The organism is Streptomyces seoulensis (genome assembly GCF_022846655.1).
Taxonomy (GTDB): domain Bacteria; phylum Actinomycetota; class Actinomycetes; order Streptomycetales; family Streptomycetaceae; genus Streptomyces.
The window spans coordinates 5,739,452-5,765,759 of record NZ_AP025667.1 but is presented as its reverse complement, the minus strand read 5'-3'; the positions used below and the strand labels follow the sequence as shown (position 1 = coordinate 5,765,759).

The following is a 26,308-nucleotide window of genomic DNA, read 5'->3' as shown; positions in this document are numbered from 1 at the left end:
CTCCTAGAAGAACGTGCGGATGTACTCCACGACCGTGCCGTCCGCCTCGGCCACGGGGATCAGTTGCCACTTGTCGAAGGTGGTGCAGGGGTGGGACAGGCCGAAGCCGATCCAGTCGCCCACCATGACGTCGGCCTCCGGTGTGGTGGCCAGCCACATGTGCTGGTCCGACAGGGCGGTCACCGCGACGCCGGTCGCCGGGCGTTCGACGCCGTCCCTGCGGATCACCTGTGCCTCGGGCCGGTCCAGGTCGTACGCGGCGTCCCGCTTGCCCGCGTTGACGAACGCCTGGCCGGGCTCGGGGCGCGAGACCACCTGGGCCCACAGCCGGAAGGCGGGCTCCAGCGCGCCCTCCTCGGGGACCCGGTTGAAGGGGGTGATGCGGCGGTAGTGGCCGTCGTCGTGGGAGACGTAGGCGCCCGAGCGGAGCAGCTTGAGCACCGGGCGGGACAGCTCGGGCACCTCGGCGAACACCTCGGCCACCGTGTCGAACCAGGCGCTGCCGCCCGCGCTCACGATGATCTCGTCCGCCCCGTCGAACCGGCCCTCGGCGTCGAGGGCGGCGGCGAGCGCGGTCAGCCGGCGCAGATAGGCCGCGACCCGCTCCGCATCCGCCTTCGGCACCTCGCCCTCGTAACCCGCCACGCCGACCAGGCGCAGGGTGTCGGTGGCGGCCACGGCGGCGGCGACGGCCGCGCACTCCGCCTCGGTGCGGGCGCCGGTGCGGGCGCCCTCGCCGGCGGCCAGCTCCACCACCACGTCGACCGGCCGGGCGGTGCCGGCGAGGGCCGCGTCCATCAGCTCGACCCCGCGTACGGAGTCGACGTAGGTCACGAGGCGGAAGTCCGGGTCGGCCGCCAGCTCGGCGGCGATACGGCCGAGGGCGGCCGCGTCCACCAGCTCGTTGGCGAGGAAGATCCGCTGGACGCCGAACTCCCGTGCCACCCAGACCTGATGGGGTGCCGCGACCGTGATGCCCCAGGCGCCGTGCTCGATCTGCCGGGCGAACAGTCGCGGGGCCATCGAGGTCTTGCCGTGCGGGGCGAAGGCGAGGCCGTGCCGGGCGGCGTACGCCTCCATGAGCGCGAGGTTGTGCTCCAGGCGCTCGGCGGACAGCGCGAGGACGGGGGTGGCGAAGCCCCCGGTGAACAGGTTGCGGCGCTCGGCGGCCAGTTCGCCCACCGTCAGCCCGGCGGCATCCGGCGGAAGGCCCTTGAAACGGTGGTCCACCCGTTCCCCGGCGAGCCGCGCCAGGGCTTCGGAACCGGTCTCACGAGCCATACGAGCCTCCTGATCAGCATCGTTGCACCCTATGCAACGTCCATTGCGTATGTCGCTCAGTGCTGTCTAACATCTCGGCCAACACGGGGTCAACGAAGTCGCCACCCCGGACCGCCCGAACCCCCTCCGGCCGACGACGAGGAGCCGAGACCATCGTGACCGCCGACGGACAGTCCAGCGCCGCCCCCGACGCCGTGGATGTCGTGACCCTCGGCGAGTCCATGGTCACCTTCCTTCCCGACCGCCCCGGCCGCCTCGCCGACGTGCCCGCCTTCCGGCGGGGCATCGGAGGAGCCGAGTCCAACGTCGTCTGCACGCTCGCCGCCGCCGGGCACTCGGCCCGCTGGGTCGGCCGGGTCGGCGCGGACGGCTTCGGGCAGCACCTGGTGGAGCGGATCGCCTCCTACGGCGTCGACACCGGCGCGGTCCGCGTGGACCCGGCCCGGCCCACCGGCGTCTACTTCCGCACCGCCGCCGACCGGGCCACCGACGCGCACGAAGTCGCCTACTACCGCGCCGGATCGGCCGCCTCCGCGATGTCGGTCGACAACACCGACCCCGCCGCGCTGGACGCGGGCCGCGTGCTGCACCTGACGGGGATCACCGCCGCGCTGTCGCCGGGGTGCCTTGCGCTGCTGCACGAGCTGACCGCGCCGCGCGAGGGGCGCCCGGTGGTGTCGTTCGACGTCAACCACCGGCCCGGCCTGTGGCGCGAGGCCGACGACGCCCTGGTGCTGCTGGACCTGGCCCGGCGGGCCGACGTCGTGTTCGTCGGCACGGACGAGGCGGAGGGCGCCTGGGGCACGCGGGGCGGCGTCGACGCGGTCCGGCGGCTGCTGCCCGAACCCCGGGTGCTGGTCGTCAAGGAGGGCCCGCTCGGCGCGACGGCGTTCGAGCGCACGGCCACCGGTGAGCACGCGGTGCGCGTGCCCGCGCTCGCCGTGGACGTCGTGGCCACCGTCGGCGCGGGCGACGCCTTCGCCGCGGGCTTCCTCTCCGCCACCCTGCGCGGCCTGCCCGTACGCGACCGGCTGCGGCACGGCCACCTCATGGCCGCCGCCGCCCTCACCGTCCCCGGCGACCTCGCCGACCCGCCCGCCCGCGACCACGCCGACCGGCTGGCCGCCCTCGACGACGAGGCGTGGGGGAGACTGCGACTCGGCCCCGGCTGGACGGGTGCCGACCAGGTCACCGAAGGAACGAGCACCGCATGAGCCAGACCGTCGACCGCGCCCTGAGCATCCTCCCGCTGCTCGCGGAGGGCCCCGCCGACCTCGGCCAGGTCGCCGAGCGGCTCGGCGTGCACAAGTCCACCGCGCTGCGCCTGCTGCGCACCCTGCACGAACACGGCCTGGTCTACCGCCAGTCCGACCAGCGCTACCGGCTCGGCGCCCGCCTCTTCGCCCTCGCCCAGGAGGCGATGGAGAACCTCGACATCCGCGAGATCGCCCACCCCCACCTCGTCCGTCTCAACGAGGCGTGTGGGCACACCGTGCACCTCGCCGTGCACGAGGAGAACGAGGTGCTCTACATCGACAAGGTGGACAGCCGCTACCCGGTGCGCATGTACTCGCGCGTCGGCAAGCCGGTCGCCATCACCGTCGCCGCCGTCGCCAAGCTGCTGCTGGCCGACCTGCCCGAGGCCGAGCGGCGGGCGCTGGCGGAGAAGCTCGAATACCCCCTCTACACGTCCCGTTCCACCCCCAACGCAGGTGCTTTCCTGCGCGAGTTGGAGAAGGTGCGTGATCAGGGCTGGGCCACCGACCTCGGTGGCCACGAGGAGTCCATCAACTGTGTCGCGGCCCCCATCCGGGGCGCCGACGGCCGGGTGGTCGCCGCGATGTCGGTCTCCGCGCCGAACGTCGTCGTCACCGCCGACGAACTCCTCACCCTGCTCCCGCGGGTGCGCCGCACGGCGGACGCGATCAGCGGCGAGTACTCCGGAAGAACCCCAGTGAAGGACCCCACCGCATGACCGACAAGACCGCGCTCACCCCGAAGACCCACACCGTGCCGCCCGCGAAGTTCTCGCACGGCGTGAAGAAGGGCAACATCCTCCAGGTCGCCGGCCAGGTGGGCTTCCTGCCCGCCGAGGAGGGCAAGGCCCCCACCCCCGCCGGTCCGACCCTGCGCGAGCAGACCCTCCAGACCCTGGCCAACGTCAAGGCGATCCTCGAAGAGGGCGGCGCGAGCTGGGACGACGTGATGATGATCCGCGTCTACCTCACCGACGTGGACCACTTCGCCGAGATGAACGACATCTACAACACCTACTTCGGGGAGCAGGGCCTCACCCAGCCCCCCGCCGCCCGGACCACGGTCTACGTCGGCCTGCCCGCCGGGCTCCTCATCGAGATCGACGCGCTCGCCGTCCTCGGCTGACGTCCCTCTCGTAAGCACCCGCACCACCCGCACACGGCACGGCACCTCCTTCGGGTGCCGTGCCGCGCTCCACCCTGCCCGAAAGCCCGATGCACTTACCTCACTCACGCAGAGGACCTCCCTCTCATGTCCCTTCCGCTCGCCGCACCCGCGCCCGCCGCGCCACCCCACACCGGAGGACTGCTCCTCCTGCTGGACGGCACCCCCGGCCTGCTGACCGTCGCCGGCATCGGTATCGCCCTGCTGCTCTTCCTGATCATCAAGGTCCGGCTCCAGCCGTTCGTCGCGCTGCTCACGGTGTCCATAACCGTCGGCCTGCTCGCCGGCCTCTCGGTCACCGAACTCTTCGGCACCGTCCAGCGCTCCGACGCCGTCTCCACCCTCGAGTCCGGCATGGGCGGCATCCTCGGCCACGTCGCCGTCATCATCGGCCTGGGCACCATGCTCGGCGCGATCCTGGAGGTCAGCGGCGGCGCCGAGGTCCTCGCGGGGCGCCTGCTGCGGCTGTTCGGCGAGAAGCGGGCGCCGCTGGCGATGGGTCTGACCGGCCTCATCTTCGGCATCCCGGTCTTCTTCGACGTCGGCATCTTCGTCCTCGCGCCGCTCGTCTACGCGGCCGCCAAGCGGGGCGGCAAGTCGATCCTGCTGTACTGCCTGCCGCTGCTCGCGGGTCTGTCCATGACCCACGCCTTCCTGCCCCCGCACCCCGGCCCGGTGGCCGCCGCCGGACTGCTGCACGTGCAGCTCGGCTGGGTCGTCCTCATGGGCGTGGTCTGCGGCATCCCGGCCGTGCTGGCCGCGTGGGCGTTCGCCGCGTGGGTCGGCCGGCGCATCTTCGTGCCCGTCCCGCAGGACATGGTCGAGGCGGCGGAGGAGGCCCGGCAGGCGGTCCTCGCCGAGCAGCGGGCCTCGGGCGTCGAGCCGCCGGAGAAGCCGGTCCCGCTGGGCACCGTCCTCGCCATCATCGGCACCCCGCTGATCCTGATCCTCGCCGCCACCTTCTCCTCGGTCGCGCTGGACCCGTCCACCGTGCGCTCGGTCATCGAGTTCTTCGGGCACCCCTTCGTCGCCCTCACCATCGCCCTGGTGCTCGCCTACTACCTGCTCGGCATCCGGCGCGGCTGGTCCCGCAAGTCCCTGGAGAACGTCTCCACCGCCTCCCTCAAGCCGGTCGGCAACATCCTGCTGGTGGTCGGCGCGGGCGGGGTGTTCGGCGCCGTCCTCAAGGCCAGCGGTGTCGCCCAGGCCCTCTCGGACACCTTCAACGGCGTCGGCCTGCCGGTGATCGTGCTGGCGTACCTGATCTCGCTGGTCCTGCGGGTCGCCCAGGGCTCGGCGACGGTCGCCATCGTGACGACGGCGGGCATCGTGGCGCCCCTGCTGGCCGAGGGGGACCACTCCCAGGCGTTCGTCGCGCTGGTCATCATGGCCATCTCCGCGGGCTCCATCTTCGCGTCGCACGTCAACGACGGCGGCTTCTGGATGGTCGCCAAGTACTTCGGCATCTCGGAGCGGGACACGCTGAAGACGTGGACGGTCCTCGAATCGGTGCTGTCCGTCGCGGGGTTCGCGGTGGCGGCGGTGGTGAGCCTGTTCGTCTGACGGACAGGACGGGGGCACGGCGGGGGACTTACCGGTGGGATACAGGCGGGAATGGAGCGCCGGGTGGTTCCGGCACAGGTAAGTCGTCCATACTGCCGCCGTGGAGCAGCGCATAGGATCGAGCAGCCAGCCCCTGAAGGGCGAGCCCGTCACGGGTGCCGGGTTCGACCCGGCCTTCATCCCCGGTCTGACGGGCTCCGCCGCCAAGGGGGAAGCGGAGGACGCGAAGCCGGCGGCCGAAGTGGCCGACCCGGCCGGGACGGAGGAGAGTCCGGCGCCCGGGGAATCCGTTCCCGAGGACGCCGTGGACGAGTCCGCGGAGTCCGCCGAGTCCGAGGAGTCCGCGGAGTCCGAGGAGGAAGGCGCCGAGGAGGGGCCCGTCTTCGAGGCCGCCGACCGCCGGGCGCGGATAGTCGCGGACCGGCAGGGTGTGCGGCTCAGTCTGGACGCGGAGGAGTGCGAGTTCGGCTGGCCGGAGATCGCCGCCGTGGCGACGGAGACGGCCCGCTTCGGCAAGCGCTTCACCGTCACGGTGCACACCCCGGACCGGCGCTGGTACCCGATCGAGATCGAGGCCGCCTCCCGCTCGCAGTTCGCCGAGTGGGACGCCTCGATGGACGCGGTACTGGACGCCTACTTCGAGTCCGAGTGAACGAAGGGCGGTGCCCCGGCCTCCCCCGAGGGGGAAGCCGGGGCACCGCCCGTTTCCGGTCCCGTCACGGCATCCCGTGCACGTGCGGGCCGACCGCGCCGGACCAGGCGTTGCCCGCCGTCGCGTCCCAGTTGGTCGACCAGGTCATCGCGCCGCGCAGGTCCGGGTAGGTCCGGGACGGCTTGAAGGAGCCGCAGCCGGTGCCCTTGGCCAGGCAGTCCAGCGCGTTGTTCACCACGGTGGGCGAGACGTAGCCGCTGCCCGCGCCCCGGGTGGAGGCCGGCACCCCGATGCCCACCTGCGAGGGCGCGAGCCCGCCCTCCAACTGGATGCAGGCCAGCGCGGTCAGGAAGTCCACCGAGCCCTGGCTGTACACCTTGCCGTCGCAGCCCAGCATCGAACCGCTGTTGTAGTACTGCATGTTGACGACCGTGAGGATGTCCTTGATGTTCAGGGCCGTCTGGAAGTAGGAACCGGACGTCGACTGCATGTCGATCGTCTGCGGCGCCATCGTGATGATCAGCGACGACCCCGCCTTCGACGCCAGCGACCGCAGCGCCTGCGTCATGTACGTCGGGTTGAGCCCGTTCTCCAGGTCGATGTCGACGCCGTCGAAGCCGTACGTCTGCATCAGCGAGTACACCGAGTTGGCGAAGTTGTTCGCGGAAGCGGTGTCGCTGACCGCGACCGTGCCGCGCTCGCCGCCGACGGAGACGATCACCTTCTTGCCCGCGGCCTGCTTGGCCTTGATGTCGGCCTTGAACTGGTCGACGGTGTAGCCGTTGAGGCCCGCCGAGTCCAGGCTGAAGCTCACCGCGCCCGGCGTGGAGGTGGCGTCCGCGAAGGCCACCGCGACGATGTCGTAGGCGGCGGGCACGTCGGAGATCTTCTGCACGGCCGCGCCGTTGTTGAAGTTCTGCCAGTACCCGGTCACCGCGTGCTTGGGCAGGTCGCCCTTGGGGCCGGTGCCGCCGCCGGAGGTGGTGGTCCCGGTCACGGTCGACGACTTCGCGGACTCACCGGCCGAGTTGGTCGCCGTGACCTGGAAGGAGTACGACGTCGACGCCGTGAGCCCGCCGATCGTGGCGGAGGTGCCACTCACCGCGGTCATCTTGGTGCCGCCCCGGTAGACGTTGTAGCCGGTCGCGCCCGAGACCGTGTTCCAGGCCAGCGAGACCGAGGACGAGGTGGTGCCGGACACCGTGAGACCGCCCGGCGTGGCCGGCACGCTCGGCGCCGGGTCACCGCCCCCGCCGCCGTCCGGGCCCTGCACCCGCACGTCGTCGGCGTAGTAGGCCGCCTGCCCGTACCAGCCGTGGGTGTAGACGGTGACCGAGGTGGTGGCGGAGCCGGTGGTGAACGTCGTGGAGAGCTGCTTCCACGACGAGCTGTCCGGGGTCCAGGTCGACACGTCGGTGGTCCCGGTGCCGGTAGCCCCGAGGTAGGCGTACCCGCCCTGCACCCAGGCGCTCAGCGTGTACGTGGAGTTGGGCTTGACCGCCACGGACTGGGTGCACTGGGCGTTGTCCTGCCCGGCCGGGGTGGCCTTCAGGGCCGCGGAGCCGCCGTGCACCGGGGAGGAGACGGTCGCGCCGCTGCCCGCCGAGCAGGTCCAGTTGGACAGGCCCGACTCGAAGCCGGCGTTCTTGGCGTTGTTGACGTCCGCCGCCGACGCGGGAGCGGCGGCCAGCCCCGCCACGGCGAGGGCGAGAGCGGCGGTCACCGACCAGGCACGGGCCCGGCCGCGCCCGCCGCGCGCGGGCATGACAGATACGAGGTCCAACTGGAGCCTCCGGTGGGGGAGTTCGCGGGGAGTGTGAGTACAAGTTGGTCCAGACCAATTGTGCTGTCAAGGGGCGGCGCTCGGACCGCTCCCGGCCCGCCTGTGCAACCTGTCCTGATTTGGCGCCAGTTGTGACCGGAGAGTTCCCCACGAGCTACACAAACGCTGTTCTCCCGTGATCCAGCCGTGGTTACAGTGCTCACGTAGTCACGCAACGAAGTCGTCCTGGCCCGAGGGGAACCGCGCCGGTGGGCCGAAGGGTGTGAAGAGCGGGGAGCTGCGCGTGCCAACTGCCATCGCCGTGACCAGTGCCGACCTGGCACTGCCGGCGCAGGACGAGCGGACCATGCCCGCCGTCGTCCTGCGCGATCTCGACCGGCGCCCGCTGGACCAGACCCTCACCGAACTCCAGGCGATCATCGACCAGTCCGGCTATCTGGTCGTCCTGTGCTCACGGGCCACCCCCGAGCCGGTGCTGCGCCGGCTGCACACCCTGCGCTCCCTGCTGGAGAGCGACCGCATCGCCGTGTTCCGGCCGGAGTTACCGCCGCTCGGCGTCGCCGTCCTGGCCCGGCAGTTACGCCAGTTGGCCACCTGCGACCTCAGCCCCGGGGTGCTCGCGTCCGCCGGGCGCCTGCTCACCCACTACATCCACGCCGGTGCCGTACTCGGCTCGGTCGCCCGGCTGGACCACGTCCCCGTCGGGCTCAAGGCGCACGCCAAGTCCTGGGTGCCCGGCGCCCAGTTCGCCGTCGTCGCCCATCCCGAGCCCCAGCTCGTCAAGGCCGTGCCCGGCGCCACCCTCAAGGGGCCCGAGTTCAGCACCTGGATGCTCCTGGCGAAGGGCCAGTTGCAGTCCGACTGGATCACCGGGTTCGCCGAGGACTGGGGTGCGCACGGACTGCGCGAGACCCCGCTGCCCGCTGAGTCCCCCGCCTGGTGGGGCACCGGCCGGATGATCGAGTTCTGCGGTTACCTCGCCGATCTCTCCGTGCTCTACCAACTCGTCACCTCGGTGCGGCAGTCCGGCTGCCACTGGTGCGGTCTTGACGTCATCGGCGACCGCTGCGTCTTCTGCTCCGCATCACCGCCCGAACACCCGCTGCCGCCGCCGCGCGCCCTGCGGGGGCGCACCCCCGCCTGAACCGACCCGGACCACGCTCCCGTCCCGCACGACCGATTCCCCCAATGAGGTTGCACGGTTCATGAACTCCCGTCAGCGCCGCGGCGTCATACTCCTGATCCTCTCCGTCCTGTGCGCCCTCGGCGCCTTCGCGGGCGTGCTCTCCGTCATCGGTGACGTGCGCTCCAAGGTCGGCCCCGAGGTCACCGCGTACCGGGTGAAGTCCGCGGTCCAGCCGTACACCGCGCTGGGCGCGGACCAGTTCGAGAAGATACGGATGCCGAAACGGTGGCTGTCGGCCAACGCCGTCACCGACCTCGCCCAACTGCGCGGCAAGATCGCCGTGACCACCCTGCGCGCGGGCTCCCTGCTCCAGACCGACATGGTCGTCGACCGGCCCGAACTGCAGCCGGGCCAGCAGGAGGTCGCCATCATGGTGGACGCCGCCACCGGCGTCGCGGGCAAGATCACGCCGGGCGCGCGGGTCAATGTGTACGCCACCTTCGAGGGGAAGAAGGAGGGCGACCCCGACCAGTCGAAGATCATCGTCACCAACGCCCGCGTCCTCGACCTCGGGCGGATCCGCGCCCTCGAACCCGACCGGGACCGTGACCAGCAGCGGCAGCCCACCGACGCCGTCCCGATCACCTTCGCGCTGTCCGCCCTGGACGCCCAGCGCGTCACCTACGCCGAGTCCTTCGCCCAGCGGGTCCGGCTCGCCCTGGTGGCCCCCGGCGGCGAGACGACCGTCCCGGACCGCGACCGCACCTACGAACTAGCGACGGACAAGTGAGAGGCGGCCCGCATGCCCACCAGGATCCTGCCGGCCGGTGCCGACCCCGACGCCGTACGCTCCCTCACCACCCTGCTCAGCCAGTTGCCGGACGCCGAGCCGGTCCCCCCGGTCACCGACTCCACCCAGCTCATCGACACCCTGGCCCGGCTCGCCGCCGAGTCGGTGGACGAACTCCCCGAGGTCGTCGTCGTCCATGAGCGCATCGGTCCCGTACCGGCGCTGGAGCTGATCCGGGAGGTCGCGCTGCGCTTCCCGGCCGTCGGCGTCATCCTCGTCACCACCGACGCCGGACCCGCGCTGTTCGCCGCCGCCATGGACTCCGGCGCCCGCGGCCTGGTCGGGCTGCCGCTGGCGTACGAGGACCTCGCGCACCGGGTGCACGCCGTCGCCCAGTGGTCCAGCGGGGTGCGCCGCCACCTCGGGCACGGCGGGGCCGACGTGCTCAGCGGTCCCGGCGGCACGGTGATCACCGTCAGCGGCGCCAAGGGCGGCACCGGAGCCACCACGGTCGCCATCCAGCTCGCCCTCGCCGCACAGGCGTCGGGCAGGTCCACCGCGCTGGCCGACCTCGACCTCCAGACCGGCGACGTGGCCTCCTTCCTGGACATCCAGTTCCGCCGCTCGGTCGCCGACCTGGCAGCCATCGCGGACATCTCGCCGCGCGTCCTCGCCGACGCCGTCTACCGCCACGACACCGGCCTCGCGCTGCTGCTCGCCCCCGGCGAGGGCGAACGCGGCGAGGAGGTCACCGACCGCGCCGTCCGCCAGATCACCCAGGCCCTGCGCGCCCGCTACGAGGTCGTCGTCCTGGACTGCGGCGCCCAGCTCACCGGGGCCACCGCCGCCGCCGTGGAGGGCGCCGACACCGCGCTGCTGGTCACCACGCCCGACGTCGTCGCCGTACGCGCCGCCAAGCGGACCGTGCGGATGTGGGACCGGCTGCAGATCCGCAAGGCCGAGGAGACCACCTTGGTGGTCAACCGGTACACCCGCGTCACCGAGATCCAGCCCGCGCTGATCCAGCGCATCACCGGCACCGCCCTGGCCCGCACCACCGTGCCCGCCGCCTTCAAGGAACTCCAGGGCGTGGTGGACGCCGGACGCGTGCACGAACTCGACGCCCGCAGCACCGTGCGCCAGGCCCTGTGGGGCCTCGCCGGGGAACTGGGCCTGGCCAAGCCGGCCGACGGCCCCGCCCACCGGGGCGGCCGGCAGCGCGGCGACCGGGGAGCCGTGGGCTTCCGGCGGCGGAAGGAGTAGGCATGAGGCGCCGCGGCAGGTCACGGGGAGACCGGGGGCAGGTGGCGATCGAGTTCCTCGGCATGACCCCACTGATCGTGCTGACCCTGGTGCTGATGTGGCAGTGCGTGCTGGTCGGCTACGCCTTCACGCTCGCCGGGAACGCCGCCGACGAGGGCGTGCGGGCGGGCACGGCGGCCGCGCGGGGGGCCCGCCCGGGAGTCTGCTCGGACGCCGCGCTGAAGAACCTGTCCGGGGCCTGGCGGGACGGTGCGGAGGTGGACTGCGGCGGCACCGGGTTCGTCACCGCCGACGTGTCGCTGAAGGTCCCCGTCCTCTTCCCCGGCTCCATCGACTTCCCGGTCACGGTGCACGGCCACGCCGGTGCCGTGGAGGAGGTGAAGGACTGAGATGCCTGACACGCGCCGCAGCCGTACGCGCCCCCGCGACCGGGGACAGGTCGCCATCGAGTACCTGGGGTTCGTCCCCGTCCTGCTGATCGTCGGGCTCGCCGGCATCCAGCTCGGCGCCGTCGCCTACGCCGCCGAGCAGGCCGGCACCGCCGCGCGGGCCGGGGCGCGCGCCGCCTCGCTGGGCCAGGGCGCGCAGGGGGCGTGCGCGGCCGCGGTCAGCGGCGGGCTCTCCGTGACCTGCTCGGAGGGCGGCGGGGGAGCGGACTCGGTCACCGTCACCGCGACCGTCCGCATCCCCGACGTCGTCCCCGGCTGGGACCTGGGCAACGCCGTCAAGCTCGCCACCATGCCGCGCGACCACTGAGGAGGGCCGTCCCATGAGCCTGCGGGCACGCATCAACTCCCCCGAGGAGCAGGGCAGCCGGGGCGAGGACGGGCATCTGGTCGCCTCCTACCGGGCCAAGCTGCTCCAGGAGATCGACCTCGCCGAGATGAGTTCGCTGGCCGCCGCCGAGCGCCGGGCCCGGCTCGAACGCGTCCTCGGGCACATCATCAGCCGCGAGGGCCCGGTGCTCTCCACCGCCGAACGCGCCGGGCTCATCCGCCGCGTGGTGGACGAGGCGCTCGGCCTCGGCATCCTGGAACCGCTCCTGGAGGACGCCTCCGTCACCGAGATCATGGTCAACGGCCCCGACTCGATCTTCGTCGAGCGCGGCGGCCGGGTGGAACGGCTGCCGCTGCGCTTCGCCTCCGCCGACCAGCTCATGCAGACCATCGAGCGCATCGTCTCCACCGTCAACCGCCGCGTGGACGAGTCCAATCCGATGGTCGACGCCCGGCTGCCGTCCGGCGAACGCGTCAACGTCATCATCCCGCCGCTCTCCCTCAGCGGCCCCGTCCTCACCATCCGCCGCTTCCCGCGCTCCTACACCCTGAAAGAGCTGATCGGCTTCGGCTCGCTCGACGACCACATGCTGCTGCTGCTCGCGGGGCTGGTGCAGGCCAAGTTCAACGTGATCGTCTCCGGCGCCACCGGCACCGGCAAGACCACCCTGCTCAACTCCCTGTCCGGGCTGATCCCGGCCCATGAGCGCATCATCACCATCGAGGACTCCGCCGAACTCCAGCTCCAGCAGACCCATGTGGTCCGCCTGGAGTCCCGGCCGCCCAACGTCGAGGGCAGCGGCCAGGTCACCATCCGCGACCTCGTCCGCAACTCCCTGCGCATGCGGCCCGACCGCATCGTGGTCGGCGAGGTCCGCGGCGGGGAGGCTCTCGACATGCTCCAGGCCATGTCCACGGGCCACGACGGCTCGCTCGCCACCGTGCACGCCAACAGCGCCGAGGACGCCCTCACCCGGCTCCAGACCCTCGCCTCCATGTCCGACGTCGAGGTGCCCTTCGCCGCGCTGCACGACCAGATCAACAGCGCCGTCGACGTACTGGTCCAGCTCACCCGGTTCGCCGACGGCGCCCGCCGCATCACCGAGGTCGCGCTCCTCGACAGCCACGGCGGCGAGCCCTACCGGCTGGCGACCGTCGCCCGCTTCGACGCCCGCCCCATGACCGCCGACGGCCAGGTCCACGGCGCCTTCCAGTACTTCCCGCTGCCCCGCCGCACCGCCGACCGCCTCTACATGGCCGGCCAGCCCGTACCCCAGGCGTTCGGCGTCGCCCGCACCGCGGACCAGCTCGCCACCCGAGAAGCCAGGTAGGCCCATGGATCTGTCCACCCTCGCCCAGCTCACCACCGGCGTCACCCTGCTGACCTGCGTCCTCGCCGTCGCGGGCCTCCAGACCTACGCTTCCGGCCGGGCCCGGCGCGCCGCCCTCGAAGACCGGCTCGCGCACGCCGACCAGGTGTCGGCGGCCGGCCGCAGGCGCCGCTTCCGCGGGCTGGACCGCCGACTGCGCCGCACCTCGCTGGGCCGCGCCCTGGAACTCCGGCTCGCCGCCACCGGGCTCGACCTCACGCCGGGTGAGTTCTTCGCCGGGATGCTCGCCGCGGTCGCCGCGCTCTGGCTCGTCGGACAGGCCACCCTGGCACCCTTCTTCGGGCCCATCGCCGGCCTCCTCGGCATCTGGGCGGCCGTGCAGTTCCTCAACTGGCAGCGTCAGAAACGCATCGAGCGTTTCATCGGCCAACTCCCCGAACTCGCCCGCATCCTGGCCAACGCCACCCAGGCCGGTCTCGCCCTGCGCACCGCCATCGGCATGGCCGCCGAGGAGCTGGAGGCCCCGGCCGGTGAGGAACTCTCGCAAGTGGCGGACCAGTTGGCGATCGGCCACTCCATGGAGGACGCGCTCGGCGCGCTCGCGGCCCGGCTGCCCTCCCGCGAACTCGTCGTCCTCGTCACCACCCTCGTGCTGTCCAACCGGGCCGGCGGACAGGTGGTCTCCGCGCTGCGCAACCTCACCGAGACCCTGGAGGAGCGCAAGGAGACCCGGCGCGAGATCCGCACCCAGCTCTCCCAGGTCACCATGACCTCGTACGCCGTCCCCGCCCTCGGCGTCGGCGCGCTCTTCCTGATGAACGGCGTCAAGGACGGCGCCCTGGAACGCCTGACCGGCTCACCGGTCGGCCAGGGCTGCGTGATCGTCGCCTTCGCCCTGTACGCGGTCGGGTTCGTCCTCATCCGCCGCATGAGCCGGATCGACGTGTGAGGGGATGACGGACCGGATGGAACTCCTGCTCGCCCTGCTGGCGGCCCTCGGTGTCTGGGGCGCCTTCGCGGGCGTCCGCATGTACCGCGCCGAGACCAAGCTGCCCGGTGACCTCGCCGTCGCCCTGGAGATCGGCGCCACCCGCACCGGCGCGGTCGGCTCCGTCATCGACCGCATGGGCATGCGGTACGCGCCCCTCGTACTGCGCCTGATGGGCCCCGCCCTGGTCACCCGCTACCGCCGCCGCATCGACCTCGCGGGCAACCCCGGTGGCCTCACCATCGACCGGTACGCCGCCCGCCGCGCGGTCTACGGCGTGCTCGGCACCCTCGGCTTCCTGGTCTTCCTGCTGCGCGGCCAGTGGTTCGTCGCGCTGCTGCTGCTCGCCTTCGGCGCGTTCTGGACCGAGGTCGGCATCTGGTCGGCGATCCGGGTCCGCCGGGACGTCATCGAGCGGACCCTGCCGGACTTCCTCGACGTCCTCGCCGTCGTCGTCAGCGCCGGGCTCGGCTTCCGCCAGGCCCTCGACCGCGTCTCCACCCGCTACGAGGGCCCCTGGGCGGACGAACTCCGCATCACCCTGCGCCAGATGGACCTCGGCATGACCCGCCGCCAGGCGTTCACCGAACTCCGCCGCCGCAACGACTCCGAGCAGGTCGCAATGTTCGTCACCGCCCTCCAGCAGGGCGAGGAACTGGGCGCCCCCATCGTCGACACCCTGGTCTCCCTGGCCAAGGACATGCGCCGCACCGACGCCCAGAACGCCCGCCGCAAGGCGGCCCGCGCGGTGCCGAAGGCCACGCTCATGATCACGACGTTCATGGTCCCGGCGACGATGCTGCTGCTGGGCGCGGGCCTGCTGCTCGGGTCCGGGGTGGACTTCGGGTCGTTGGCGGGGGAGTGAGGGCGGGCCGTGGGGGCGGTGGCTGAGAGCGCGGGCGCGGCCGGGGAGGCGGGGGTGCCCGGCCCGGACCCGGCGGCGGACGGTGCGGGACCCGGCCCGGGCGGAGGGGCCGGCACCCCCTCCGAGGGACTCCAGGTCCGGGCTCTGCAGGCCGTGGGGCGGCAGGTCTTCGGGTTCCGGCTGGCCATGATCGTGCTGGCGGCTCCGGCGGCGTTGCTCAACGCCGCGCCCGGTCTCGGGGCCCGGCTGGTCGGTGCCGCCGTCGTCGTCACGTTCATGGTGTCGTACGTGCTCTTCCGGGACTGGGGCCGCTTCGGGCCCCTCCTCCTGCGCCATCCGAGCCTCCTCGCCGCTGACACCCTCTTCGGCTCGCTCCTCCTCGTCTCCGCCGGCCCGGACACCACCCTCGCCTACGTCAGCGTCTGCACCCCGCTGCTGGCCGGGCTCCTCTACGGCTGGCGCGGCGCCGCCTTCTTCGCCTCGCTCCAGTCGCTGATCCTGCTCCTCGTCCACGCCACCCTGGACGCCGGACGCCACACCGGTCTCGCCGAGACCCTGCTGCTGCCCGGCCTGTGCGTCATCACCGGCGCGATGGGCTCCACCCTGCGCAACCTGATGCTCCGGCTCGGCACCGCGACCCACGCCCTGACGGCCGTACGCGCCCGGCTGGCCGCCGCCGAGGCCGTACAGGCCGAACGCGCGCGCCTCGCCCGCGAGATGCACGACTCCCTCACCAAGACCCTGCACGGCGTCGCCCTCGCCTCCGACGCCCTCGCCGTCACCGCCTCGTCCGCCGCCCCCGACCCCGCCCGCCTGCGCCGGGAGGCGGAACTGGTCGCCCGCTCGGCCCGCCGGGCGGCGGCGGAGTCCCGCGAGCTCCTCACCGACCTCCGCGAGGAGGCTCCGCAGGCACCGCTGTGGCCGCGGCTCAACCTTCACGCGGCCGACTTCACGGCCCGCACCGGCCTCCCCGTCACCTGCCACCTCACCGGCACCGCCCCGCTCCCGCCCCTCCCTCCACCCGCCACCCGCGCCCTCCTCGCCCTCACCGCCGAAGCCCTCGACAACGCCCACCGGCACGCGAACGCCACGCAGGTCGTGGTGACGACGGGCGTCGAGGACGGCCACCTCCGCCTCTCGATCCACGACGACGGCAGGGGCCTCCCCGCGGGCATCAGCCTCCAGACCCTGCGCGGATCAGGCCACTTCGGACTGCTCGGCATGGTGGAGCGGGCCGCGTCGGCGGGGGCGCGTATCCGTATCGGCCGGGGCGAGCACGCGTCCGGCACCGAGATCGGCGTCGAACTCCCTCTGCCCGTCCTGAACCCGTGAAAGGAGACTCCGATGCAGTTCCCGCAGGCACCCCCCACCACCCCGCTGCGCCTCGTGGTCGCCGACGACAACCCCGTGGTCCGCGCCGGCCTCACCGCGCTGCTCTCCGGCCGTGAGGACACCACGGTGGTGGCCGAGGCGGCGGACGGGCGCGAGGCGTACGAGGCCGCGCTGCTGCACCGGCCCGACGTCATCCTCCTCGACGTCCGCATGCCGGGCGTCGATGGAATCTCGGCATTGCCGCACCTGGTCCGGCTGGCGCCCGTCATGATGCTGACCTACAGCCATGAGGCCGAGACCGTGCGGGAGGCTTTGCGGCTGGGGGCGGGGGGATATCTGGTGCACGGGGAATTCGGTACGGAGCAGTTGGCGCGGGCGGTGCGGGACGTGTGGGAGGGGCGTCCGCATGTCACGCCGGGGGCGGCGCGCGCGCTGTTGCCTCCGACGGTGGTGCCGAGTGCGAGTGCACACACGGAATCCGAACTTCCTGCTATTGCACGGGAGATGTCTGCAAAAGCACTTTCGCAACTGCAATCTCCTGTGGGACAGTCTTTCCGGTCGAGTTTTCAACTGAGCGCCAGAGAGGCGGAGATCATGGACCTCGTCGCGTCCGGCATGACGAACCATCAGATCGCCGCCACCTGCTTCATCAGCGAGAAGACCGTCAAGAACCACATCAACCACATCTTCGCCAAACTCCACACCACCAACCGCTCCCAGGCGACGGCCAAGTGGTTGGGGGTGAGGTGAGATGCGATTATCCCGCACCGAATGGGCCCTGTCCTGGGCCCAGGGGCCCTCTACAGGACGGCACTTGCTGCCCTACGGTTCTCGCTTCGATGACTACGGTGGAGGAGAGTTCCGTGAGCGATCTGCTGCTGAAGACAGCCGTGGCGACAAAGGTGCTGGTGAACGGCTGGAAGAACACGACGGTCGCGGCGGTTCAGCGGCGCGCCGGGGACAAGGGGCAGACCGCCGTCGAGTATCTGGGCATCATCGCCGTGGTGGTGGCGATCGTCCTGGCGATCACGGGAACGGATATCGGAAAGACGATCCTGGACAAGATCAAGACAAAGATCACGCAGATCACCTGATCTTCCGGCGCGGACACGGCGACAGCGGGCAGGCCTTTCCCATCTACATCACAGTGGCGGCGGGCCTGCTCTTTCTTGCCTTCGCCTACCTTGCCGTCGGTCAGGCCGCGGTGAACAGGAGCGGTGCGCAGACCGCGGCGGACGCGGCGGCCCTCGCGGCGGCGCAGGACCGCCGGGACCTGCTCGCGGGCAAGTGGCTGACCGACCTCGCGGACCCGACCAGGTGGGACGACATCCTGCACGGCCTGACAGACGTGGGCCCCTCGTGCTGGAGGGCTGATGAGCTCGCCGCTCAGAACGATGCCCGGGTGCTGCAGTGCGACGATTCGCAGCCGCTGGAGATCCACGTCGAGGTGAAGACCAACAAGACGGTGGGCGACTCGGTCGTTCCGGGCGTGAGTGACATCCAGTCCACCCGCTCCGCCACCGCCGTGATCAAGTCGAGCTGCGATTTCGATCTTCCGGACGAGGATGTTCCTGACGAGGGAGCCGACGTCGTGCCTCTGCCCGCGCTCCATTGCGACGGCAAGATCTGGAAGCTGGACCCGAAGAAACTTGGCGATCTCCCCAAGCCCGAGGACTTGTTCGATGTCCATCTGGCAGATTGACGAGCGGACGATGAGCGGAAAGAGGAAGCGGGCATGAACATCGGGTCCAATGCGAAGGCCCGCACGGGCGTCGCCACCATCGGCATCACGTTGGCGCTGATGCTCGGTGCCGCCGGCTGCGGTGGTGACGGAGACGGCGACAAGAAACCCACGGGCACCGCCTCGGCGTCTCATGACGGTGGTTCGGCGCCGAGCCCGCAGGAAGGCCAGTCCGCGGACCCGCTCGCGGAGCTGCGGGGTCCCGATGGCCTGACGCTGAAGATCACCTCGGCCACGCGTGACGCGGGTGGCTTTCTCACGATCAACGCGCAGCTCAAGAACGACGGAAGCCATGACGCGGTTCTCTCGTCACAACTGACGGGAAACGAGACCGAGATCATGAAGAACGGGCAGTCGTTCGGAGGCGCCACGTTGGTGGACCCGAAGGGCAGGAAGCGCTACTACGTTCTGCGCGACACGGACGGGAGGCCGCTCACCACCGCCGGCGTGCAGAGCGTCAAGGCCGGGGACACCGTGCCGATCTTCATGCAATTCCCGGCACCGCCCGAGGGCGCGGGCGAGATCACCTTCCAACTGCCCACCTTCCCCACCGCCACCTTCAAAATCACCGGCTGAGGCCAAAGTGACCACCACCCGTCTCGCCCGCCTCCTCGCCACCGCCGCGACCGCAGCCCTCCTCACCCCCCTCACCCCCCTCACCCCCGCCCACGCCGACGGCCCCAGCGAACCCCCCGGCACCGAGCCCAGCGCGACCGCGCCCGTGGAGGTGGACGCCACCGATCCGGATCTGAAGTTGCCGGAGGGGGCCACCCTGGCCGGGGCGAAGGTGCTGGACATCAAGTCGGTCGTCGAGGACCAGAGCGGGGACGAGCGCCGCGAGGACACCAACGCCGACGTCACCTTCGCCCTCCAGGCGGAAGTCCTCTTCGGTAAGGACAGCGCCAAGCTCGGCCCCGAGGCCCGCGCCCGTATCAACACCATCGCCGCGGAGATCGAGAAGCATAAGGCCACCCGCGTACGCGTCTTCGGCTTCACCGACGACCTGGGCTCCTCCGCCCACGGCGACGCCCTGTCCAAGCGCCGGGCCAATGCAGTGCAGGCCGTACTGGACCAGGATCTCAACGCCCCCGACGTCACCTTCGAGGTACGCGGCTACGGCGAGCAGTACCCCATCGCCGACAACTCCACCGAGGCCGGCCGCAAGAAGAACCGCCGCGTGGAGGTCTCCTTCCCCCGCACCGCCCAGTAGCGCCTAGCCGACCGACACCCGCACGCCCGCCGCCAGCCCCCACCCGGCCATCACCCCGGCCCCCGCCTCCAGCACGTGCCGGGACCGGAGCCGGGGCAGCCCCAGGCGCCCCGGCTCCATCGTGCGGATGGCGACGACCCTGAGGGACCGGTCCAGGTACGCCACGTCGATGGCCATCCGCATCCCGAACGTGTGCACACTCGCGGCCGGCGACAGCAGCAGCGCCCCCTCGACCGCGTCCCGCCCGAGCAGGCCCCGGGTCCGCGCCCGATAGGACACCGCCAGTTCCAGCGGCACGCGCAACTCCTCGCCCCGCCGATGGATCGTCAGCACGCCCCGCCCGTCCCGCCACCGCGCCATCCGGCCCCACCTCCGCCCGGACCGTACCCACCGTCCACACGGCCCACGCGATTGTCGGTGCCCCCTGCCACACTCCGGACCATGACAGCCGAGCCAGAAGACGTGCGCCTGCGCGGCGTGACCGAGGACGACCTCGAACTCTTCCTCGCCTTCGAACACGACCCGGAGGCCGTGCGCAGGTCCCGGTTCACCCCGCGCCCCAGGGACGCCTTCCTCACCCACTGGCGCACCCGCGTCCTGCCCGGCCCGGACTCCCTGGTGCGGACGGTCACCGCCGGCGGCGAGGTCGCGGGCAACATCGTCTCCTGGGCGCAGGAAGACGGCAGACGCTTCGTCGGCTACTGGCTGGGCCGCCCCTACTGGGGCCGGGGCATCGGCAGCCGCGCCCTAGCCCTCTTCCTCGCCCTGGACCCCGTACGCCCCCTGTACGCCGACCCGTTCGCCGGCAACACCGCCTCGGTCGCCCTGCTGGAGAAGCACGGCTTCGCGCGCGTGGGGACGGCCGACGGCGAAGGGCACCTGCTCCTGGTCCTCGACGGCCCCGCCCCGAAAACCCCATGACGCCCGGCCCCCGCTCCTGGACCATCGACCCCATGGCGCGGAGCAGGACTTTCGAGGAACTCGTGGCCGAAGGCGCGGCCGTGCCCACCGAGGGGTGGGACTTCTCGTGGTTCGCGGGGCGGGCCACGGAGGAGCGGCCGCGGTGGGGGTACGCCCGGTCGGCGGGGGAGCGGCTGGCGCGGGCGGAGGCGGCGCTCGACGTGCAGACCGGCGGCGGGGAGGTGCTCGGCTTCGCCCTGGAGCAGGCCGCCCCGGCCCGTCCGGCGCTGCTCGCGGCCACCGAGGGCTGGCCGCCGAACGTGGCCAAGGCGGCCGCGCTGCTCGGCCCGCGCGGTGTCGTGGTCGTCGCGGCCCCGGACGACGCGCCGCTGCCGTTCGCGGACGGCGCCTTCGACCTGGTGCTGAGCAGGCACCCGGTGACCCCGGACTGGCCGGAGATCGCGCGGGTGCTGCGGCCGGGCGGCACGTACTTCGCGCAGCACGTCGGACCGGCAAGCGTCTTCGAGCTGGTGGAGTACTTCCTCGGGCCCCTGCCGGAAGCGGTGCGCGGGGCCCGGCATCCCGACCGGGAGAGCGCCGGGGCGCGGGCGGCCGGGCTGGAGGTCGAGGAGGTGCGGACGGCGCGGCTGCGGATGGAGTTCCACGACATCGCCGCCGTGGTGCACTTCCTGCGCAAGGTGGTCTGGATGGTGCCGGGCTTCACCGTGGAGGCGTACGGGGACCGGTTGCGCGCGCTGCACGAGGAGATCACGGCCGACGGCCCGTTCGTGGCGCACAGCACGCGCCATCTGTTCGTGGCCCGGAAGCCGGCCGTCGCTTAGCGGAATCGTCAAGTCACCGTTCGTCGGCGGGGTCGCCCTTCGGAGGGACGCCGCGCGGCGCTCGCCGGGGTCGCTGAAGTGGCCTGAAAACCTGATGATCGTTCGCTGACAGGACGAATCGCCTGGGAATCCGATGCGAATCGGCCACCGGACACCCCTGAACCAAGCATTCCGGGCCCACCGTGGTGTCGCCGGGTGACTGCGCAGAGTAGTTATGGCGCGCCGAGTCGCGCTTCTTCCCTCACAAAGGGTTATGGTGGAAACCCCCCCTCGGGCCGGTCCGTCTCCCCCCCCACGGACCGGCCCGTTTTTCTTGGGCGTGCGCCCCGCGGGTAGGCTCGCCGTTCGCGGGGACCGCAACCGCGGCGTAATGGAGGGGCTCTCACGTGAACCTGCGCGACAAGCTGCGCGGCCTGCTGGTCAGGCTCTACGCACGCCGGGTGGAAGGTCACCTGGACCACGCGTCGGTGCCGGAGCACATCGGCGTCATCATGGACGGCAACCGCCGCTGGGCGAAGGCCGCGGGTTCCAGCACGGTCCACGGTCACCGGGCCGGCGCCGAGAAGATCGAGGAATTCCTCGGCTGGTGCAGCGAGACCGACGTCAAGGTCGTCACCCTCTGGCTGCTGTCCACGGACAACTTCGACCGGCCGCAGGACGAGCTGGGCCCGCTCCTCGACATCATCGACGGGGTCGTGCGCACCCTCGCCGAGGACGGCCGCTGGCGGGTGCACCACGTCGGCACCCGTGATCTGCTGCCCGCCGGGATGCAGCGGACGCTGAAGGAGGCCGAGGAGGGCACCGCCCACGTCGACGGCATAGTGGTCAACGTCGCCATCGGCTACGGCGGCCGCCAGGAGATCGCCGACGCCGTGCGCTCCATGCTGGCCGACGCCCAGGAGAAGGGCGTCACCATGGCCGACCTCGCCGAGTCCGTCGACGTCGACATGATCGGCCGCCACCTCTACACCGGCGCCCAGCCCGACCCCGACCTGGTGATCCGTACCAGCGGTGAGCAGCGGCTCTCCGGGTTCATGCTCTGGCAGACCGCCCACTCGGAGTACTACTTCTGCGAGGTCTTCTGGCCGGCCTTCCGCAAGGTCGACTTCCTGCGCGCCCTGCGCGACTACGCCGCACGTCACCGCCGCTACGGCGGCTGACCGGGCGTCCCGCCCCCACCCGATGACACACCTCGCACCCCGTCGGCACCGGCCCGGCGGGGTGTTCTCGTGTACCCGGCCTCGCCGGGAAGTAACAAGGAGTTCACCGGCCTGCCGGTGGCCCGTTCTGCATGGCCGCACTAGATCGAGGGCATAACGCTCTCAGGCCGACACCCGAACCACGGGCGTCGGACTCAGCGGGCGGCACGGGGTCGCCCGTCCGGGAGGCCCTTTGCACCAGCCCTACCGTGCGTCGCACGCACGGCAGCAGCCGCGGGGGGCCGGTCGCCGGCCCGCCGCACGCGGGGGCCGTAGACCGGTCCAGGTCCACTTCGTCGCTCCCCGACCTCATCCGAGGGGGTACGTCCTTCCGTGGTGACCAGCACAAAGCGCCACAAGCCCGACCGGCGCACCTATGTTCTCGACACCAGCGTCCTGCTGGCCGACCCCAACGCCGTGACCCGCTTCGAGGAGCACGAGGTAGTGCTCCCGATCGTGGTGGTCACCGAGCTGGAGGCCAAGAGGCACCACCCCGAGCTCGGCTACTTCGCCCGCCAGGCCCTGCGTCTGCTGGACGACTACCGGGTCAGGTACGGCCGTCTCGACGCCCCCATCCCGATCGGGGAACTCGGCGGGACCGTCCGTGTCGAGCTCAACCACTCGGACCCCAGCGTGCTGCCCAGCGGCTACCGACTGGGGGACAACGACTCCCGCATCCTCGCGGTGGCCCGGAATCTCCAGGCCGAGGGGTTCGACGTCACCGTCGTGTCGAAGGACCTGCCGCTCAGGATCAAGGCGTCCTCGGTCGGTCTGCTGGCCGAGGAGTACCGCGCCGAACTCGCCATCACGGACTCCTCCGGCTGGACCGGCATGTCCGAGCTGACGCTCCCCGGTGAACAGGTGGACATCCTCTTCGAGGAGGGCCACGTGTTCGTCCCCGAGGCGGCCGAGCTGCCCGTGCACACCGGACTGACCATCCAGTCCGAGCGCGGCAAGGCGCTCGGCCGCGTCACCCCGGACGGCAACGTCAGGCTGGTGCGCGGCGACCGGGAGGCGTTCGGCATCAAGGGCCGCAGCGCCGAGCAGCGCATCGCGCTCGACCTGCTGCTCGATCCGGACGTCGGCATCCTCTCCATGGGCGGCCGCGCGGGCACCGGCAAGTCGGCGCTGGCGCTGTGCGCGGGCCTGGAGGCGGTCCTGGAACGCCGTCAGCACCAGAAGGTGATGGTGTTCCGGCCGCTGTACGCGGTCGGCGGGCAGGAGCTGGGGTATCTCCCGGGCAGCGAGGCGGAGAAGATGGGCCCCTGGGCCCAGGCCGTCTTCGACACGCTCGGGGCGGTCGCCGGCCGGGAGGTCATCGAGGAGATCACGGCGCGCGGGATGCTGGAGGTCCTCCCGCTCACCCACATCCGCGGCCGCTCGCTGCACGACGCCTTCGTGATCGTGGACGAGGCGCAGTCGCTGGAGCGCAACGTGCTCCTGACGGTGCTCTCCCGGATCGGCGCCAACTCGCGGGTGGTGCTCACCCATGACGTGGCGCAGCGGGACAACCTGCGTGTCGGCCGCTACGACGGCGTGGTGGCCGTCGTGGAGAAGCTGAAGGGGCATCCGCTCTTCGCGCACGTCACGCTGACCCGGTCCGAAAGGTCCCAGATCGCGGCGCTGGTGACCGAAATGCTGGAAGACGGCCACATCTGACCCGTCCTCGGACAACCACAGGCGCCGCCCGGACAAGCCGAAGAGCTTAGCCGGGCGGCGTCTTCGCGTGTGGGGGTTTCCTGAATTCCCTTGGGCCAAACGAGGTGTGAGCTTTCACACGCAACCCGGAATTGCCACTCGCCGCCGGGTTACGGCAGAGTCTCACTCCTGTCAGGCCCCGCATACGACACACCTGTACCCCGAGGCACGCTCCAGCCCCCCGGCAGGCGCGATCCGACGGAGCAAGTCGCCAACTCCATAGCGTCGTCGTATGCCGCCCGAGCACCACGCGGCGCTCCCTGTGCGGGAGTTCCCACCGGGCCCGTGTCTCCCGTGACCCTTGAATTGGGAGGCCAGTGTCAGGGGGCACGATTGCGTCCGCCAGGGTCACCGAAGCGGGCGATGCTGGAAGGAAACCGTGTGAGCCGGATTTCGGTCCGGGGATTCGCAGTGGCCTCCGCCACCGCGGTCACCGCCGTAGGAAGCGTCGTCGGAGTTGCCTCGGGCAGCGTCGCGCAGAACAACGACGCCGAGCCGACGGCCGCCGACACCACGCTCCTCGCTGAGCTCCCCGCGGATCAGCAGGCGCAGGTCCAGACCGCGTCCCTGACGCAGCAGGCCGACGCGCAGGCCATCGCGGCCGACGCGAGCGCCAAGAAGGACGCGGAGGCAGCGGCCCGCAAGGCCGCCGCCGAGACGGCCATCGCCAAGAAGAAGGACGCCGAGAAGGCGGCCGAGCTGGCCAAGGAGCGTGCCGAGACCAAGGCCGCCGCCGCCAGCCGCGACGATGTCCGCGACGTCTCCAGCTTCGCCCCCCAGAGCAGCTACTCCGTCGCCCAGATCCAGGCCATGGCCCGGCAGATGGTGGGCGCCGGCCAGTTCCAGTGCTTCAGCAACATCGTGAACCACGAGTCGAGCTGGAACTACCGCGCGGTCAACGCCTCTTCCGGCGCCTACGGCCTCTTCCAGGCCCTGCCCGGCTCCAAGATGTCCTCGGTGGGCGCCGACTGGCAGACCAACCCGGCGACCCAGATCAAGTGGGGCCTCAACTACATGGACAGCCGCTACGGCAGCCCGTGCGAGGCATGGACCTTCTGGCAGGCCAACCACTGGTACTGAGCGCCTTCCTGACGCTCGACCCGGCGCAGCCCCTCCCCCTCCTGGGGTGAGGGGCTTTCGCACTGTACGGTCGTCCTCGGACGGCTCCCCGGCGGGACGGAGTGGGCCCGGGACGCGGGGGAAGGGTACGGACATGACGCGAATGCCAGGATGGCTCGGCCGGCTGGGTGCCGGTCTGACCGAGATGAGTGAGCGCCTGGACGAGCGCCGCGCCGAGGCCGAGAAGGAGCACGCCGCAGCCGACGTGCCCGTCGAGGCCGCGGCGGTCCCCGCCCCACGCCCCGCTCCGCCCACCCCGCGCCCCGACCCCGCGCACGCCGTGCCGTGGGGCGTGCGTGTCGCGGCCGAGGCGGGCTGGCGGCTGCTGGTCCTCGCGGGCACGGTCTGGGTGCTGATGCGGGTCATCAGCGCGGTCCAGCTCGTGGTGTTCGCGTTCGTGGTCGCCCTGCTGGTCACCGCGCTGCTCCAGCCCACCGTGGCCCGGCTGATGCGGTACGGAATGCCGCGCGGCCCGTCGACGGCGCTCACGGCCATATCGGGATTCCTGGTCATCGGGCTGCTCGGCTGGTTCGTGACCTGGCAGGTCATGGAGAACATCGACACCCTCTCCAGCCAGCTCCAGAACGGCATCGACGATCTGCGCAACTGGCTGCTGAAGAGCCCGTTCCATGTCACCGACAAGCAGATCAACCAGATCGCCAAGAACCTCCGCGAGGCCGTCGGAGCCAACACCGACCAGATAACTTCCGTCGGTCTGGAGGGAGTCCAGGTCGTCGTCGAAGCGCTGACCGGCATCCTGCTGGTCTTCTTCTCGACGCTCTTCCTGCTCTACGACGGCAGGCGGATCTGGGAGTGGTTCCTGAAGCTGGTGCCCGCCGCCGCCCGGCCGGGCGTGGCCGGTGCCGGTCCGCGGGCCTGGGCCACCCTGACCGCGTACGTACGCGGCACGGTCCTGGTCGCGCTGATCGACGCCATATTCATCGGGCTCGGCATCTACTTCCTCGACGTGCCGATGGCCGTTCCGCTGGCCGTCTTCATCTTCCTGTTCTCGTTCATCCCGCTGGTCGGCGCGGTCGCCTCCGGCGCGCTCGCGGTGGTCGTCGCGCTGGTGACGCAGGGCGTGTTCACCGCTCTGATGACGCTGGTGGTGGTGCTCGCGGTCCAGCAGATCGAGGGCCACGTCCTCCAGCCGTTCATCCTGGGCCGGGCGGTGCGGGTCCATCCGCTCGCGGTGGTCCTCACGGTCGCGGCCGGCGGCATGGTGGCCGGCATCGGCGGCGCGGTGGTGGCCGTACCGCTGGTGGCGGTGACGAACACGGTGGTGGGGTACCTGCGGCAGTACTCCCAGCAGGTGCATGACGTGCAGGAGCCCGGACGGCCCGATGCCGCCGGGACTCCGGAGCCGTCCGAGGACGCCCCGGAGAACACCGAAGGCCTCGCCCACCAGGAGTGAGCGAGGCCCCGGTA

The 26,308-nt window shown here is 71.6% G+C and carries 28 protein-coding genes; 25 read left to right on the top strand and 3 right to left on the bottom strand.

Features of this window, described 5'->3' with window-relative positions:
* Positions 1 to 3: 3 nt before the first annotated feature.
* Positions 4 to 1,281 (bottom strand): amino acid deaminase, encoded by a 1,278-nt coding sequence (locus HEK131_RS26350; protein WP_244337231.1) that lies wholly within the window; start codon positions 1,279 to 1,281, stop codon positions 4 to 6.
* Between the two features lie 155 nt (positions 1,282 to 1,436).
* Between HEK131_RS26350 and HEK131_RS26345 the strand changes: the two genes are divergently transcribed.
* The 5 genes from HEK131_RS26345 (at position 1,437) to HEK131_RS26325 (ending at position 5,917) form a co-directional block, all read left to right on the top strand.
* Entirely contained in the window at positions 1,437 to 2,495 is a 1,059-nt protein-coding gene (locus HEK131_RS26345) for a sugar kinase (protein ID WP_244337230.1), read from the top strand.
* On the top strand, positions 2,492 to 3,256 hold the full coding sequence (locus HEK131_RS26340) for an IclR family transcriptional regulator (protein WP_244337229.1): 765 nt from the start codon (positions 2,492 to 2,494) through the stop codon (positions 3,254 to 3,256). Before HEK131_RS26345 ends, HEK131_RS26340 begins: the two co-directional genes overlap by 4 nt.
* Positions 3,253 to 3,663, top strand: a complete 411-nt coding sequence (locus HEK131_RS26335; RefSeq protein WP_244337228.1) for a RidA family protein — start codon at positions 3,253 to 3,255, stop codon at positions 3,661 to 3,663. The genes HEK131_RS26340 and HEK131_RS26335 overlap by 4 nt, the downstream gene beginning before the upstream one ends.
* Positions 3,664 to 3,789: 126 nt before the next feature.
* A complete protein-coding gene (locus HEK131_RS26330) occupies positions 3,790 to 5,265 on the top strand; it encodes a GntP family permease (RefSeq protein WP_217461148.1) in 1,476 nt (491 codons plus the stop codon).
* Between the two features lie 100 nt (positions 5,266 to 5,365).
* A complete protein-coding gene (locus HEK131_RS26325) occupies positions 5,366 to 5,917 on the top strand; it encodes a hypothetical protein (protein WP_244337227.1) in 552 nt (183 codons plus the stop codon).
* A 64-nt stretch (positions 5,918 to 5,981) separates the two neighbouring features.
* Here the strand turns inward: HEK131_RS26325 and HEK131_RS26320 are convergent, their stop codons facing one another.
* A complete protein-coding gene (locus tag HEK131_RS26320; RefSeq protein ID WP_244452147.1) occupies positions 5,982 to 7,682 on the bottom strand; it encodes a chitinase in 1,701 nt (566 codons plus the stop codon).
* Positions 7,683 to 8,001: 319 nt separating this feature from the next.
* On the opposite strand from HEK131_RS26320, the gene HEK131_RS26315 reads away from it, so the two are divergent.
* From HEK131_RS26315 to HEK131_RS26250, 14 genes are all read left to right on the top strand, one after another.
* The gene (locus HEK131_RS26315; RefSeq protein ID WP_217461182.1) at positions 8,002 to 8,844 is read left to right on the top strand and encodes a hypothetical protein; all 843 of its coding nucleotides are present in this window, start codon (positions 8,002 to 8,004) and stop codon (positions 8,842 to 8,844) included.
* A 61-nt stretch (positions 8,845 to 8,905) separates the two neighbouring features.
* Positions 8,906 to 9,616, top strand: a complete 711-nt coding sequence (cpaB, locus tag HEK131_RS26310) for a Flp pilus assembly protein CpaB (RefSeq protein WP_217461150.1) — start codon at positions 8,906 to 8,908, stop codon at positions 9,614 to 9,616.
* Between the two features lie 12 nt (positions 9,617 to 9,628).
* Positions 9,629 to 10,879 carry an AAA family ATPase gene (locus tag HEK131_RS26305; protein WP_244337226.1) on the top strand — a complete coding sequence of 417 codons (1,251 nt, stop codon included), beginning with the start codon at positions 9,629 to 9,631 and terminating at the stop codon, positions 10,877 to 10,879.
* Positions 10,880 to 10,881: 2 nt separating this feature from the next.
* A complete protein-coding gene (locus HEK131_RS26300) occupies positions 10,882 to 11,268 on the top strand; it encodes a TadE/TadG family type IV pilus assembly protein (protein WP_217461152.1) in 387 nt (128 codons plus the stop codon).
* A 1-nt stretch (position 11,269) separates the two neighbouring features.
* Positions 11,270 to 11,635, top strand: coding sequence for a TadE/TadG family type IV pilus assembly protein (locus tag HEK131_RS26295; RefSeq protein WP_244337225.1), 366 nt, complete (start codon positions 11,270 to 11,272; stop codon positions 11,633 to 11,635).
* A 13-nt stretch (positions 11,636 to 11,648) separates the two neighbouring features.
* Positions 11,649 to 12,986 (top strand): CpaF family protein, encoded by a 1,338-nt coding sequence (locus HEK131_RS26290; RefSeq protein ID WP_217461154.1) that lies wholly within the window; start codon positions 11,649 to 11,651, stop codon positions 12,984 to 12,986.
* A gap of 4 nt (positions 12,987 to 12,990) precedes the next feature.
* Positions 12,991 to 13,935, top strand: coding sequence for a type II secretion system F family protein (locus HEK131_RS26285; RefSeq protein WP_244337224.1), 945 nt, complete (start codon positions 12,991 to 12,993; stop codon positions 13,933 to 13,935).
* A 16-nt stretch (positions 13,936 to 13,951) separates the two neighbouring features.
* Positions 13,952 to 14,839, top strand: a complete 888-nt coding sequence (locus HEK131_RS26280; RefSeq protein ID WP_244452146.1) for a DUF5936 domain-containing protein — start codon at positions 13,952 to 13,954, stop codon at positions 14,837 to 14,839.
* 9 nt (positions 14,840 to 14,848) lie between these two features.
* Positions 14,849 to 16,171, top strand: coding sequence for a sensor histidine kinase (locus tag HEK131_RS26275; RefSeq protein ID WP_244337223.1), 1,323 nt, complete (start codon positions 14,849 to 14,851; stop codon positions 16,169 to 16,171).
* Between the two features lie 12 nt (positions 16,172 to 16,183).
* Positions 16,184 to 16,921 carry a response regulator gene (locus HEK131_RS26270; RefSeq protein ID WP_244337222.1) on the top strand — a complete coding sequence of 246 codons (738 nt, stop codon included), beginning with the start codon at positions 16,184 to 16,186 and terminating at the stop codon, positions 16,919 to 16,921.
* Positions 16,922 to 17,034: 113 nt separating this feature from the next.
* Positions 17,035 to 17,265 carry a hypothetical protein gene (locus HEK131_RS26265; protein ID WP_217461185.1) on the top strand — a complete coding sequence of 77 codons (231 nt, stop codon included), beginning with the start codon at positions 17,035 to 17,037 and terminating at the stop codon, positions 17,263 to 17,265.
* Positions 17,262 to 17,873, top strand: a complete 612-nt coding sequence (locus tag HEK131_RS26260) for a pilus assembly protein TadG-related protein (protein WP_254641005.1) — start codon at positions 17,262 to 17,264, stop codon at positions 17,871 to 17,873. The genes HEK131_RS26265 and HEK131_RS26260 overlap by 4 nt, the downstream gene beginning before the upstream one ends.
* Before the next feature lie 33 nt (positions 17,874 to 17,906).
* Positions 17,907 to 18,488, top strand: a complete 582-nt coding sequence (locus tag HEK131_RS26255) for a hypothetical protein (protein WP_217461157.1) — start codon at positions 17,907 to 17,909, stop codon at positions 18,486 to 18,488.
* A gap of 7 nt (positions 18,489 to 18,495) precedes the next feature.
* Positions 18,496 to 19,122 (top strand): OmpA family protein, encoded by a 627-nt coding sequence (locus HEK131_RS26250; RefSeq protein ID WP_244337220.1) that lies wholly within the window; start codon positions 18,496 to 18,498, stop codon positions 19,120 to 19,122.
* A 3-nt stretch (positions 19,123 to 19,125) separates the two neighbouring features.
* Here the strand turns inward: HEK131_RS26250 and HEK131_RS26245 are convergent, their stop codons facing one another.
* Positions 19,126 to 19,482 (bottom strand): DUF192 domain-containing protein, encoded by a 357-nt coding sequence (locus tag HEK131_RS26245; protein WP_244337219.1) that lies wholly within the window; start codon positions 19,480 to 19,482, stop codon positions 19,126 to 19,128.
* Positions 19,483 to 19,563: 81 nt separating this feature from the next.
* On the opposite strand from HEK131_RS26245, the gene HEK131_RS26240 reads away from it, so the two are divergent.
* From HEK131_RS26240 to HEK131_RS26215, 6 genes are all read left to right on the top strand, one after another.
* Positions 19,564 to 20,043, top strand: a complete 480-nt coding sequence (locus tag HEK131_RS26240; RefSeq protein WP_217461160.1) for a GNAT family N-acetyltransferase — start codon at positions 19,564 to 19,566, stop codon at positions 20,041 to 20,043.
* 32 nt (positions 20,044 to 20,075) lie between these two features.
* A complete protein-coding gene (locus HEK131_RS26235) occupies positions 20,076 to 20,864 on the top strand; it encodes a methyltransferase domain-containing protein (protein ID WP_244337218.1) in 789 nt (262 codons plus the stop codon).
* A 386-nt stretch (positions 20,865 to 21,250) separates the two neighbouring features.
* A complete protein-coding gene (locus HEK131_RS26230) occupies positions 21,251 to 22,024 on the top strand; it encodes an isoprenyl transferase (RefSeq protein ID WP_161150609.1) in 774 nt (257 codons plus the stop codon).
* A 372-nt stretch (positions 22,025 to 22,396) separates the two neighbouring features.
* The gene (locus HEK131_RS26225; RefSeq protein ID WP_217461162.1) at positions 22,397 to 23,722 is read left to right on the top strand and encodes a PhoH family protein; all 1,326 of its coding nucleotides are present in this window, start codon (positions 22,397 to 22,399) and stop codon (positions 23,720 to 23,722) included.
* Between the two features lie 402 nt (positions 23,723 to 24,124).
* Entirely contained in the window at positions 24,125 to 24,841 is a 717-nt protein-coding gene (locus tag HEK131_RS26220; RefSeq protein ID WP_161150607.1) for a transglycosylase SLT domain-containing protein, read from the top strand.
* A gap of 142 nt (positions 24,842 to 24,983) precedes the next feature.
* On the top strand, positions 24,984 to 26,294 hold the full coding sequence (locus tag HEK131_RS26215) for an AI-2E family transporter (protein WP_244452145.1): 1,311 nt from the start codon (positions 24,984 to 24,986) through the stop codon (positions 26,292 to 26,294).
* The last annotated feature ends 14 nt before the right edge of the window (positions 26,295 to 26,308 follow it).